Origin of the sequence: Thioclava sp. DLFJ4-1, from assembly GCF_002020145.1 — a bacterium.
Taxonomy (GTDB): Bacteria; Pseudomonadota; Alphaproteobacteria; order Rhodobacterales; family Rhodobacteraceae; genus Thioclava; species Thioclava sediminum.
This window is the reverse complement of record NZ_MPZT01000003.1, coordinates 55,290-67,333: the sequence shown is the minus strand read 5'-3', so window position 1 is coordinate 67,333 and position 12,044 is coordinate 55,290. Positions and strand designations below refer to the sequence as shown.

The 12,044-nt window shown below is 64.3% G+C and carries 10 protein-coding genes; 3 read left to right on the top strand and 7 right to left on the bottom strand.

Features of this window, described 5'->3' with window-relative positions; all coding sequences use genetic code 11:
* Positions 1 to 149 precede the first annotated feature (149 nt).
* Both BMI85_RS21140 and BMI85_RS10195 read left to right on the top strand, forming a co-directional pair.
* Positions 150 to 446, top strand: coding sequence for a hypothetical protein (locus BMI85_RS21140; protein WP_143595052.1), 297 nt, complete (start codon positions 150 to 152; stop codon positions 444 to 446).
* Between the two features lie 70 nt (positions 447 to 516).
* Entirely contained in the window at positions 517 to 2,202 is a 1,686-nt protein-coding gene (locus BMI85_RS10195) for a methyl-accepting chemotaxis protein (protein ID WP_168174773.1), read from the top strand.
* Between the two features lie 190 nt (positions 2,203 to 2,392).
* Here the strand turns inward: BMI85_RS10195 and BMI85_RS10190 are convergent, their stop codons facing one another.
* The 4 genes from BMI85_RS10190 to hemA form a co-directional block, all read right to left on the bottom strand.
* The gene (locus tag BMI85_RS10190; protein WP_078540526.1) at positions 2,393 to 3,091 is read right to left on the bottom strand and encodes a DUF1236 domain-containing protein; all 699 of its coding nucleotides are present in this window, start codon (positions 3,089 to 3,091) and stop codon (positions 2,393 to 2,395) included.
* A 155-nt stretch (positions 3,092 to 3,246) separates the two neighbouring features.
* Positions 3,247 to 4,368 (bottom strand): flavodoxin-dependent (E)-4-hydroxy-3-methylbut-2-enyl-diphosphate synthase, encoded by a 1,122-nt coding sequence (gene ispG / locus BMI85_RS10185; protein WP_078540524.1) that lies wholly within the window; start codon positions 4,366 to 4,368, stop codon positions 3,247 to 3,249.
* Between the two features lie 84 nt (positions 4,369 to 4,452).
* Positions 4,453 to 5,724 carry a helix-turn-helix domain-containing protein gene (locus BMI85_RS10180; RefSeq protein WP_078520968.1) on the bottom strand — a complete coding sequence of 424 codons (1,272 nt, stop codon included), beginning with the start codon at positions 5,722 to 5,724 and terminating at the stop codon, positions 4,453 to 4,455.
* A gap of 108 nt (positions 5,725 to 5,832) precedes the next feature.
* Complete coding sequence (gene hemA / locus BMI85_RS10175; protein ID WP_078520969.1) at positions 5,833 to 7,062, bottom strand: 5-aminolevulinate synthase; 1,230 nt, start codon at positions 7,060 to 7,062, stop codon at positions 5,833 to 5,835.
* A 222-nt stretch (positions 7,063 to 7,284) separates the two neighbouring features.
* On the opposite strand from hemA, the gene BMI85_RS10170 reads away from it, so the two are divergent.
* A complete protein-coding gene (locus tag BMI85_RS10170; RefSeq protein WP_078570876.1) occupies positions 7,285 to 8,661 on the top strand; it encodes a dipeptidase in 1,377 nt (458 codons plus the stop codon).
* Between the two features lie 183 nt (positions 8,662 to 8,844).
* Here the strand turns inward: BMI85_RS10170 and BMI85_RS10165 are convergent, their stop codons facing one another.
* The 3 genes from BMI85_RS10165 to BMI85_RS10155 form a co-directional block, all read right to left on the bottom strand.
* A complete protein-coding gene (locus BMI85_RS10165; protein ID WP_078601223.1) occupies positions 8,845 to 10,236 on the bottom strand; it encodes a peptidoglycan -binding protein in 1,392 nt (463 codons plus the stop codon).
* 3 nt (positions 10,237 to 10,239) lie between these two features.
* Positions 10,240 to 11,436, bottom strand: coding sequence for a biopolymer transporter ExbB (locus BMI85_RS10160; protein ID WP_078520972.1), 1,197 nt, complete (start codon positions 11,434 to 11,436; stop codon positions 10,240 to 10,242).
* Positions 11,437 to 11,498: 62 nt separating this feature from the next.
* Complete coding sequence (locus BMI85_RS10155; protein ID WP_210402340.1) at positions 11,499 to 12,044, bottom strand: gamma-glutamylcyclotransferase; 546 nt, start codon at positions 12,042 to 12,044, stop codon at positions 11,499 to 11,501.

Sequence of the window (12,044 nt, the reverse complement as noted above, 5' to 3'; positions counted from 1 at the left end):
GGATTGAGATTTTTAAGATAGCAAGCGCCGTCCGGGTCCATCGCGATCCGGGCGGCGTTTTCATGTCGTTTACCGTGAGAGTCCAAAGTTTTCACCTCTTAGGGGGCCGTTAATGGATCGGGCGTAGCCTGCCCTCGAAAAGGACTGTGATGCGACTCGAACTGCTGCTTATGACCCTCTCGGTGCTCTGCGCACCAATCGCCGCCCTCGGCATGCTGCCAGAGGACCAAGCGGGGCTTTACCTCGTCGTCGTCCCACCCTGGCGCGCCGCCGATCAGGTGATCGCCGCCGCAGGGGCGCACCCCGTGGGACCGGTGCGCGCGCCCTTGGGGGAATTCGCGGCAGCAGATGCGCCGGGCACGCTCGCCCGGCTGCGGGCGGCGGGGGCATGGGTCGTTCTCGACGCTAAGAAAATGGCCTGGCTCTGCGGGGCGGCCGAGATTTGAGGGACCTCTGATGATTGACGGGAACACCGCTGGGCCGACCACTGTGCAAGCGCCACAAAAAGACGCGCATATGCGCCAGGTGCGGAAATTGCTGGCCTTCGGAACAGTCGCCATGGCCGCGATCGTCACGGCAACCGCCTATCTGGTGGGTACGGCCTTCCTCGTGGCCAGCGTGACCGCCTGGGTCTTCGCCTCTGCCGCTCTGCTCGGGTGGCAGATGCGCGACCGGCGGCGCGGGAACACCATCCTCGCGCAAGGGGTGATCGGTCAGGCCGTGGCCCTCACCGCCGCGCTCTCCGGGCATCCGTGGCAAATCGATGCGCACCTTTCGTTTTTCGCGCTGATGGCCGTGCTGATCGTGATGGTCGACAACCGCGCGATCTTCTTCGCCGCCGCGACTGTGGTGGTGCATCACCTCGCGCTCTCGGTCCTGATGCCCAGCCTGATCTATCCCAGCGCGGATATCTGGGAGAATGTCTCGCGCTCGCTTTTCCACGGTGCGACCGTCGCCATCGAAACGGCGGTGCTCGTCTATGCCGTGCTCAACCGCCGCCGCATGGAAAGCTCGATGGAAGAGCGTATGGCAGAGGCGATCGACGCCACCGCCCAAGCCGACGAAGCCCGTCGCCAAGCGGAGGGAGAGACCACGCGCGCCCAGCAGATGCAGGACGCCGCCAGCGAGGCCGCCCAAAAGGCAGAGGCGCTGCGCGTCGATGCGGAACGCAACGCGCGTGAAGTCGAAGAAGCGACCCGCCTCGCCCGCCTGGCCGAAGAGGATCTCGCCCAGGAACGCGCCGAAACCACAGCACGCCAGACCCGCGTCGTCGAAGCGCTCGAAATCGCCCTACAACAGCTCTCGCGCAAGGACCTCAAGGCCCGGCTCGGTGAGGTGGATGCGGATTACGCGGGGCTCGCCGTCAATTTCAACACGGCGATCGAGCAACTCGAGGGCGCCATTGCCCTTGTCACCGGCCACAGCGTCGACATCCGCCAACAGATCGGCGAGATCAGCGCCGCCTCCGCCTCCCTCTCGACCCGGGCCGAGAAGCAATCGGGCACCCTTGCCGACGCAGCCGCCTCGCTCAACGAGTTGACCTCCTCGGTGCAATCGGGCGCGAAAATGGCCGCAGAGGCCGCGAGTGCCGCCAGCAATGCGGAAACCGTCGCCAAGGAAAGCGCCGCGGTGGTCAGCGAGTCGATCCGCGCGATGAACGAAATCGAAACCAGTTCGAAACAGATCGAGCGCATCACCTCGGTGATCGACGATATCGCCTTCCAGACCAACCTCCTTGCGCTCAACGCCGGTGTGGAAGCTGCCCGCGCAGGTGAGGCCGGTCGCGGCTTCGCCGTCGTCGCCTCTGAAGTGCGCGACCTCGCGCAGCGCTCCTCCGCCTCCGCAAAAGAGATCACCGCACTGATTGAAGCCTCGGGCCAACAGGTCAGCACCGGCGTCGAACTCGTCAGCAAGACCGTCGCCTCGCTCGAAGGCATCGTGAAATCGGTCGAAGAGATTTCGCAGCGCGTCGCCCAGATGGCGCGCTCCTCCGAGGAGCAGTCCCGCACCCTCGCGGCGATCAACGGTTCGGTCGAACAGCTCGACCACGCCACCCGCCAGAATGTCGCGATGTTCGAAGAAACCACCGCTGCAAGCAAAATGCTCGACGACCTCGCCGAGGCACTCCGCAAAGCCGTGACGCAATTCTCGACCTCCCCCGCTGTGATTGAGGACCAAGACGCGCTTCCGCGAGCGAGTTGACGATTGGCCCGGCTCAATAGCCGGAGCGCTCGACCGCGGCGAGGACCATGCCGCTCGCCGAGGCCCGCGACGCGGCAAGTCGATCGCGTTTGGCTGCGAACCGGATAGGACTGCGTGCGAACTGCCTACCGCGATAAAAAAGCCGGCGCGGTGAGGCGCCGGCTTTCTTTATGGTCTCTATCATCGAGCCTTACGAGGCGGGCACGACGTAGACGATCGCGCGGCTATCAGGGTTCACGAAGACCGTGTTGTCGTTGATGTTGCCATAGGCATAGGTGCTGTCCGGCACCGGCGTCAGCGTCACCATGTCCGGAATGACCTTGCCGGTCGCGACTTCCCCGTCGAGATAGACCGGCGCGACGGGATGCTTCTCAACCCAGGTGATCGTGGTGGGCTCGGGCTTGGCCGCAGCGCCCACGCCGGCGGAACCGATCAGCGCGCCGACCACGGCGCCCACGGGGCCACCCACGGCCGCACCGGCTGCCCCGCCAGCAGCAGCACCGGTCAGTGCCGCAGCGCCTTGGCCATCCTTGTTGGCGTTATCACCCGGGACCTGGATCTGGTTCACGGTGACCGATTGCGGGCCGGTCGACAAAAGCGCCATCTGGCCATCGACCATCACACCCAGCTGACCTGCGGGCGCATAGCCATTCATGCCATCGAAAGTCACCTGACAGATCGTGCCATCGGGAAGACAGCCTTCCACCGGGACGATGGTGCCGTCGGAGACCGTCGCGATCGTTTTCGACGAGGCCTCGACCCCGGCATGGATATCGAACTCGCCTTGGGCGGTGGCCATCAGCGGCGGGCTGGTCTCGGCAAAAGCGGTACCGGCGATCATGGTGGTGCTGGCGGCAGCAGCGAGGATAGTTGCGAACTTGCGGGTCATTGGACTTACCTCCTTCATTACCCTGACCGCCACGAGGGACGGCCTCTCTCCGTTGTGGGGAGGGAAATGTGGAGGGGCGCCAATTCGTTCCCCCGGAACCCTATCACGGCAGCGTGATAGGGGCTGATTTCGGGGGCACTGCGGCGCTTTTCCGCTTATTCGGCGGCGGCTTTCTCCGCTTCGATCTCGGAAGCCTTTTTCTCAACCAGTTCAACGATATGGTCGATCATATCCGCGTTGGATTGCTTGTGATCCTGCTTGCCGGCCATGTAAACCATGCCCGATCCGGCACCGCCGCCGGTAAAGCCGATATCGGTCATCAGCGCCTCGCCGGGACCGTTCACGACGCAGCCGATAATCGACAGGGAGATCGGGGTCTTGATGTGTTCGAGCCGTTCTTCCAGCTCCGCCACGGTCGCAATCACGTCGAAACCCTGACGCGCGCAGGACGGGCAGGAGATGATCTGCACGCCGCGAGTGCGCAGCCCGAGAGATTTCAGAATCTCGAAACCGACCTTCACCTCTTCGACCGGATCGGCCGAGAGCGAGACGCGCAGCGTGTCGCCAATACCCATCCACAGGAGGTTGCCCAGCCCGATCGCGGATTTCACCGTGCCGGAAGTCAGCCCCCCCGCCTCGGTGATGCCAAGGTGGATCGGCGCATCGGTGGCATCCGCAATGCCCTGATAGGCGGCGGCGGCGAGGAACACGTCCGATGCCTTCACCGAAATCTTGTATTCGCGGAAATCGTGATCTTCGAGAATGCGGATATGGTCCATCGCGCTCTCGACCATAGCCTCGGGGCACGGTTCGCCGTATTTCTCCAGCAGATGCCGCTCGAGCGAACCCGCGTTCACGCCGATCCGGATCGAACAGCCATGATCCTTGGCGGCGCGCACGACCTCGGCCACGCGCTTCTCATCGCCGATATTGCCGGGGTTGATGCGCAGGCAAGCCGCCCCCGCCTCCGCCGCCTCGATCGCGCGTTTGTAGTGGAAATGGATATCCGCCACGATCGGCACCGGGCTTTCGCGGCAAATCTCGCGCAAGGCGCGCGTGCTGGACTCGTCCGGGGTCGAGACGCGCACGATATCCGCGCCGACATCCGCCGCGCGGATCACCTGATCGAGCGTCGCGCGCACATCCGAGCTGTCGGTATTGGTCATCGTCTGCACCGAGATCGGCGCATCGCCCCCGACGGGGACATTGCCGACCATGATCTGGCGAGACTTGCGGCGGTAGATATTGCGCCACGGACGGACCGGGTTGAGAGACATGCAAACGCTCCTTCGAGACTTCGGCTCCTGATACGCCAAGGCCCGCTGCGGTGCAACGGGCCGGGGCGGATCGTGATCTGCGGTTTATTGCTGGTCGGTCTGGGCCGGCGCGGCGGCATCGCCCGCATCGGCCACGGCGATCATCTTCGCGAGGTCCTTGTCCTGCGCGAGATTGGCGACCGGATAGTCCTCGTCGAGTGCGGCCGACGACAGCTTGATGTTCTTCGTGACCTGACCGCGCTTGCCGACCGGGCCATGCGTCACGCCGTTGACCGCGAAATAGATCGCGCCGGATTCACCGGTGCGCATCGTCGGCGCTTCTTCGAGCTTGGGCAGCACGTAACGCTCGCCCGCATCCATGACCTTCTCGAACAGCGTCGCACCATCGGCGGATTTGATCCGCACCCAGGACGGGCGCACGGCCAGCACGACGACATCGGGTTGATCCGCTCCCAGCGCCTTGGCGACGGCGGATTGGATATTGTTCTCGGGGCCCGCCGCCGAGGCGAGTTGCGTGCCCTGCGGCGTATTCGGGGACGTGTTGGACTGCGCCAGACCGATGAGATTGGGGGTCAGCCCCGGAGCGGCTGCGCCCACGCCCTGCCCGGCCAGCGCGCCGGTCGCATTGGGGTCGATCGAAGCAATCGGCCCGTCGCGCGAGACCAGAACCGGCGCGTCGAGCGCCGCCGGACGGTAGATGCGCGCGGAGCGCTCGGGTTGGTTGACCTCGGGCAGCGTGTCGTCGGCCTGCGCCATCTCGGGCCCGTCCTTAACCGAGTCGAGCGGGTCGAGATCGGCCATCACGCCGGGGGCCTGATCCACAGGCGTCAGCTGCACGCGCTGCACTTCCTGCAGCACGGTCCAGCCGCCATAGCCGATACCGCCGCCGATCAGCGCCAGAACGAAGAGCGCACCGACGGCGCGCGGCTCGATCTTGGTCCAGATCGATTCCTTGCGCGGAATGAACGCGGGATTTGCGAGCGCCTCGGCCATATCCTTCGGGTCGCGCTGCGGTTTCGGGCCGGAGGCGGCCTCGGACATGCCGTGGGCGGGCGAATAGCCAGCCTCGTTGCAGAAGCGCTGGAACGACCATTCTGGGTCGAGGCCGAGATAGCGCGCGTAGGAACGCACATAGCCCGCGATGAAAGAAGGCGTGTCGAAAGCTTCCACGTCGCAGGCTTCGATGGCCGCGATATAGGCTGCTTTGATCCGGAGTTCGCGCTGGACATCAAGGAGCGATTTGGCGAGCGTCGCCCGCTCGCCGCGCATCACATCGCCAAGACGAAGTTCGAAATCGTCGAACCCTTTAGGTTTGACTTCGTCCCCCGTCGAAGGTTTAGCCCTTCGCCCGATCATGCTGCCTGTCCCTGCCGTTTTCCCGCCTGCGTCGATTCGGAGCCAATAGCCCCTTCGATTAACAAAGGCTTATCACAAGCAAGCGAGCCGCGCACGCGCCTATGTGGCTTACGCGCTGGCTTCGGCGCGATTTAGCTCACAGCGCGCCCAAAGCGCGTCCATGCCCTTGACCAGACCGTCAATCATACCGGTGTCGTGCACCGGCGAGGGCGTGAAGCGCAGACGCTCAGTGCCGCGGGGCACGGTCGGGAAGTTGATCGGCTGGACATAGACCCCGAACTCGTCGAGCAGCATGTCCGACAAGGCCTTGGTATGTTTGGGGTCTCCGATGATCACAGGCACGATATGCGAGCCGTGGTCGATGATCGGCATGCCCATACCTTTCAGGCGCATCTTGAGAATCTTCGCGTGCAGCTGCTGCTTGTCGCGCAGCTCCTGACCGCCCTCGCCTTTCAGGAAGGCGATCGACGCGGCAGCGCCAGCCGCAACCGCCGGCGGGATCGAGGTGGTGAAGATGAAGCCCGGCGCATAGGAGCGCACGGCATCGACCATCTTGGCCGAAGCCGCGATATAGCCGCCGAACACACCGAAGGCTTTGCCCAGCGTGCCGTTGAAGATGTCGATCCGGTCCATCTCGCCCAGCTTCTCGGCGATACCGGCGCCGCGCGGACCATACATGCCGACCGCGTGCACCTCGTCGAGATAGGTCAGCGCACCGAATTCCTCGGCCAGATCGCACAGTTCGGAGATCGGGCCGAAATCGCCATCCATCGAATAGACCGACTCGAAGGCGATCAGCTTCGGCGCGGCCGGATCGTCGGCGGCCAGCAATTCGCGCAGATGCGCGACGTCATTGTGACGGAAGATGCGCTTCGCCCCGCCGTTGCGGCGGATGCCTTCGATCATCGAGGCGTGGTTCAGCTCGTCGGAATAGATAATGAGGCCGGGGAACAGCTTGGGCAGCGTGCTCAGCGTCGCGTCATTCGCGATATAGGCCGAGGAGAAGACCAGAGCGGCCTCTTTGCCGTGCAGATCGGCGATCTCATGCTCCAGCCGCTTGTGATAGACCGTCGTGCCCGAGATGTTGCGCGTCCCGCCCGAGCCTGCGCCGGTGGCGTCCAGCGCCTCGTGCATCGCGGCCAGGACGACCGGATGCTGGCCCATGCCCAGATAGTCGTTGCCGCACCAGATGGTGATGTCCTGCTTCGACCCGTCCGGCTTGGTCCAGACGGCGTGGGGGAAATTACCCTTCTCGCGCTCGATATCGATGAAGACGCGATAGCGGCCTTCCTCGTGCAGCTTGTCAATCGCCTGATCGAGTGCGCGGTCGTAATCCATCTCGTGCTTCCCTTGCATGACTGTTCGCTGGGTCTGCCCTACCGGGCACCACAAAGCGCGACATTGATAAATGTCAAATTCCTCTCCCTGAAGCGCAAAAATGTCGCAAATAGTCATGAAAAGCAAACATTCAGTTTTCGCAATTTGTCGCGCCCTTGCGTCACCCCCTCTGGACAGTGCCGCGCGCGGCCCTAGGCTGAGGCCAAAATAAAGGAGGCCAGCATGGCACTGAACGAGGTTCTCACCGAAATCGATAGCGGCTTGGACGCCGCGATGGACCGTCTTTTCGAGCTGCTGAAAATCCGCTCGATCTCGACCGATCCGGCCTATCGCGAAGAGACCCACGAAGCTGCGGAATGGCTCGTCAAGGAATTGAAATCGCTGGGTTTCGACGCCGAATTGCGCCCGACCACGGGGCACCCGATGGTGGTTGCGCATTCCAAGGGCGAGGGCCCGCGCCTGCTGTTCTACGGTCACTACGACGTGCAGCCGGTGGACCCGCTGGAGCTGTGGGACACGCCCCCCTTCGAGCCGCAGATCGAGGATACCGAGAACGGTCGCGTCATCCGCGGTCGCGGCGCGTCCGATGACAAGGGTCAGCTGATGACCTTCATCGAGGCCTGCCGCGCCTACAAGGCCGTGAACGGCGAGTTGCCTGGCAATCTTGTGATCTTTCTTGAAGGCGAGGAAGAATCGGGCTCGCCCTCGCTGGTGCCCTTCCTCGAGAACAACCGCGAAGAGCTGACCTCCGATCTGGCGCTGATCTGCGACACCTCGATGGTCTCGCCCGGCGTGCCCTCGATCGCAGGCTCCTTGCGCGGGATGCTGAAGGAAGAATTCACCCTGCACGGGCCGCGCATCGACCTGCATTCGGGCCATTACGGCGGCCCTGCCCTGAACCCGCTGCGCGAGATTTCCAAGGTCATCGCGAGCTTCCATGACGATCAGGGCCGCGTTGCGGTGGATGGCTTCTACGAGGGCGTCCACGAAGTCCCGGCCGAACAGCTCGAAGCGTGGAAGACCTGCGGCTTCGACGAGAAGGAATACCTTCAGCACGCGGGCATGACTGTGCCGCATGGCGAAGAGGGCTATTCGACGCTGGAGCAGCAATGGGCACGCCCGACGCTGGAGATCAACGGCCTCTGGGGCGGCTATCAGGGTGCGGGCTCGAAAACCGTGATCCCGGCCGAGGCGCATTGCAAGATCACCTGCCGCCTCGTGGGCGACATGGACCCCGCCCACGTCCGCAAGGCGCTGCGCGCCCATGTCGAGGCACGCCTGCCCGTCGATGCGCGCATCACCTGGGACGGCGATCTCGATGGCGCACCGGCTTCCGTGATGGACACCTCGCGCCCCGAATTCGAAGCCGCGCGTCAGGCGCTTTCGGACGAATGGAACCGTGAGGCGGTGATCGTCGGCATGGGCGGCTCGATCCCGATCGGCTACTACTTCAAGTCGATCCTCGGCATGGACGCGATGCTGATCGGCTTCGCCAATGACGACGACGCGATCCACTCGCCGAACGAGAAATACGACGTGAAAAGCTTCCACAAGGGCATCCGCTCCTGGGCGCGCATCCTCGACCGGATCGCGAAATAAGCACGCAGCCGGGGGCTTCGCGGCCCTCGGCAGACGCGATTAACGCAGAAGGCTGCCGGAGCTTGGCCCGGCAGCCTTTTCATTTGTCATCGGGGCGCACTCATTTCGCAGCTTGCAGGGCAGTGCCGAGCGACGGCTCGGGGCGTTCCTCGACTGGCGGACGGAACCCAGCTGACCGACGCCTCAGCGCTCGGTCAGCTTCAACTCGATCCGGCGGTTTTGGGCGCGCGCTTCGGGCGTGTCGGCGGTGTTCACCGGGTCGAACTGCGCGAACCCCGCGGCGGCGAGGCGTTGCGGCGGGAAGCCGAGGCTCTCGACCATGTATTTCACCACCGACAGCGCGCGGGCCTGACTCAGTTCCCAGTTATCCTTGAACTCGCCCTGCCCCGACAGCGGCGTGTCGTCGGTATGGCCGTCGACGCGGATGATCCACGGGATGTCGCCCGGGATTTCCCCACGCAGCTGGTCGAGCAGCGATGTCACCTGCTTGATCTGTGCGCGGCCCGCATCCGACAGGGTGGCGGAGGCCGGCGCGAACAGCACCTCAGAGGAGAACACGAAGCGGTCGCCTTCGATCTTCACGCCCTGCTTGCCCTTCAGAAGCTGCGACAGCTTCCCAAAGAATTCAGAGCGGTAGTTCTCCAGATCTTTTGCCTTGGCCTCGGCCTCCTTGCGCATCTTCTCCTGCAGATCGGCGCGCTTCTTCTCCTCGGAGGCGGCACGGGCGAGCGCCGCGTTCAGCTGCTGGCCGAGATTGTCGAGCTGCACCTTGGCCGCGGCATCCTTCTGCTGCGCCTCGTCGAGCACATTTTGCAGCTGGGCGAGTTGACCGCGCAGCGCCGCAACCTGCTGATTGAGCAGCGCGACTTTCTTCTGCGCGCCTTCCGAGATCGCCTGCTGATCGGCCAGCGCCTTCTGCGCGGTGGCCTTCAGCGCCGCCTGCTTCTCGGCCTCGGAGAGCTGCTTGCCGAGTTGCTTTTCCAGATCGTCTTTCGCGGTCTGCGCGGCGGCGAGCTTGGTCAGCGTGTCCTCGGCCTGTTTGCGCGCCTCTTCGAGTTGCAGCGTCATCGCCGCGACCTCATCGCCCGATTTCGTCAGCTTGTCGCGCAGATCGGCGATGGTTTCCTTGCTTAGCCGGATTTCGTCGGCCTTGGCGCTCGCATCCTGCTGCGCGGCGTTGCGCTCGCCCACCAATTGCGCGACGCGGGCCTCGAATTCGGTGATCTTCTGCTTGGCATCGGCCAGCGCGGCCTTGCGGTCATCGAGCTGCGAGGTGAGCGTCGCGATCAGCGAGTCCTGCTGGTCGGCCTTGTCCTTCGCATTCTCCAACTCGCCGGTCAGCTGCTGCGTCTTGGTCTGTTGCAGCGACAGTGCCTTGGCGAGGTTCGACACCTGTTCGTTCAGCTGGATCAGCTCGCCTTCCTTGGTGCTCAGCGTATCGCGCAGCACAGATTGCACGATCATGAAGATCGACAGCACGAACATCAGGACCAGAAGAAGCGCCGTCATCGCATCGACGAAACCCGGCCAGATATTGGTCGAGAACCGATTGCCGCCGCGCCGTGCCAGAGCCATGAATTAATCCTCGCGATGCGGTTTGTAGCCGAGGATCGCCCGGGTGAGACCTGCGAAATCATGGCGCAGCTCGGCCATGCTTTCCTGCCGCCCGGCGCTGACTTCCTCGAGCATCCGCATCATCTGCTGGTCGATCGAGCGCAACCGCATCCGGGTCTCCATCAGCGCCTCCGCCTCGGGAGCGCCCTCGGCCGTGCGCTGCGCGAGGTGATCGAGCGCGCCGATCAGCCGCTCCTGCCCCTCGGCCATCTGCTGCAGCGCGCCTTGCTGGCGGTGCCGCGCATCCATCTCCGCCGAGAGCCGTTCCGACAGGTCGTGAATGGCGTTCGACAGATGCGCGATCCGTGCTTCGGTCTGCACGCGCCCCGCATCGGAGCGCACGAACAGCGTCTGGATCTGGTCCATCTGCTCGGACATGTGATCGAGGACGCCCGCCACCATCGAGCCTTCGCCATCGCCCCCTTCGAGCGCGGTGAAGGAAAGCCGCGTGATCGAGGAAATCCATTCCTCCAGCTCGCGGTAGAACCGGTTCTGACCGTGGCTCGCGAACAGTTCCAGCAAGCCCACCACCAGCGAGCCCGCAAGCCCCAAGAGCGACGAGGAAAACGCCGTGCCCATGCCGCCCAGCTGCGCCTCCAGACCTGTCATCAGGTTGTCGAACACGCCGATCGCGCTCTCGCCTTCCTTGGGCGCCAGTGCGCGGATCGTCTCGACCACCGCAGGCACGGTGGTAGCGAGGCCGTAGAACGTCCCCAAAAGGCCGAGGAAGATCAGCAGCCCCGCGATATAGCGGGTGATGTCGCGCGCCTCGTCGATCCGGGTCGCGACGGATTCGAGGATCGAGCGCCCCGAGGACGACGACACCGCGCGGCGCGCCTCGCGCGAGCCCAGCAGGGACGCAAGCGGCGCGAGCATCGACGGCGGGCGCACTTGCGGACGACCGGGACGGTCGGCGGCGAAGCTTTCGATCCAGTTCACCGCCTTCACCAGCTGCACCACCTGCCAGAAACAGGCGAGGATGCCGAAGACGAAGACCGCGAGGATCACCCCGTTCAGCCAGGGATTGGCGAGGAAAATCGGGAAGATGCGCGAATAGGCGAAATAGCCACCCGTAGCGACCAAGCCGAGCACCAGAAGCATCAGGATCACCTGACGCACGGGTTGTGAGAATTGCGGCTCCAGCCGGATCGGCTCTTCCATTATTGCCCCTCTTGCCTGTTTGCGCAGAGCCTAGCGAGGGTGCAGCCCTTCGCCAAGGGCTATCACGACAAGTCGTGCAGCCGTGCCACCAATGCATCAAGATGGGGATCGGGGATGCCCAATTCGTGCAGATGCTGGGCAGTATTGAACAGATAATCGCGGTTCGGACCGCGCCCGCCGGTGGCGCTGGCGATGATCCGCGCCTGCTCGTCATCGGAAAGCCCGCCGCAATACTGATCGTGATGGCGGTCGATCACATAGGTGACCGCGCGCACGCGCCGCCCGTCATCCAGATCGACGTCGATCTCGCGTTCCAGATAGGCCGAGGTGACCAGCTCGCGCTCGCGCAGATAGGCCATGACCTCGTCTTCCTGTCCGGGCCGGATCGCGAAGGCGAGCCCCGCGCAGCCACCCTCCCCCTCGTCGAGCGCCAGCACCAGCCCCGGCGCTTCGGGCGTGCCCCGATGCACCAGCGAACGGAGGCAGAAGCTGCGCTCCCAACCCGGCGCACGGGCGAGCATCCGCTCGTCGAAATCGAAGCCGGGGTTCCAGATCAGCGAGCCGTAGCCGAAGACCCAGATCCTGTTGTCGTCGCACTGGTCCTGCAT

Excerpts from the sequence above, each read along its gene's own strand:
- BMI85_RS10190 (WP_078540526.1), bottom strand. The coding sequence starts at position 3,091 with ATGACCCGCAAGTTCGCAACTATCCTCGCTGCTGCCGCCAGCACCACC.
- BMI85_RS10170 (WP_078570876.1), top strand. The coding sequence starts at position 7,285 with ATGGCACTGAACGAGGTTCTCACCGAAATCGATAGCGGCTTGGACGCC.
- hemA (WP_078520969.1), bottom strand. The coding sequence starts at position 7,062 with ATGGATTACGACCGCGCACTCGATCAGGCGATTGACAAGCTGCACGAG.
- BMI85_RS10195 (WP_168174773.1), top strand. The coding sequence starts at position 517 with ATGCGCCAGGTGCGGAAATTGCTGGCCTTCGGAACAGTCGCCATGGCC.
- BMI85_RS10160 (WP_078520972.1), bottom strand. The coding sequence starts at position 11,436 with ATGGAAGAGCCGATCCGGCTGGAGCCGCAATTCTCACAACCCGTGCGT.
- BMI85_RS10180 (WP_078520968.1), bottom strand. The coding sequence starts at position 5,724 with ATGATCGGGCGAAGGGCTAAACCTTCGACGGGGGACGAAGTCAAACCT.
- BMI85_RS21140 (WP_143595052.1), top strand. The coding sequence starts at position 150 with ATGCGACTCGAACTGCTGCTTATGACCCTCTCGGTGCTCTGCGCACCA.
- BMI85_RS10165 (WP_078601223.1), bottom strand. The coding sequence starts at position 10,236 with ATGGCTCTGGCACGGCGCGGCGGCAATCGGTTCTCGACCAATATCTGG.
- ispG (WP_078540524.1), bottom strand. The coding sequence starts at position 4,368 with ATGTCTCTCAACCCGGTCCGTCCGTGGCGCAATATCTACCGCCGCAAG.
- BMI85_RS10155 (WP_210402340.1), bottom strand. The coding sequence starts at position 12,044 with ATGCAGGACCAGTGCGACGACAACAGGATCTGGGTCTTCGGCTACGGC.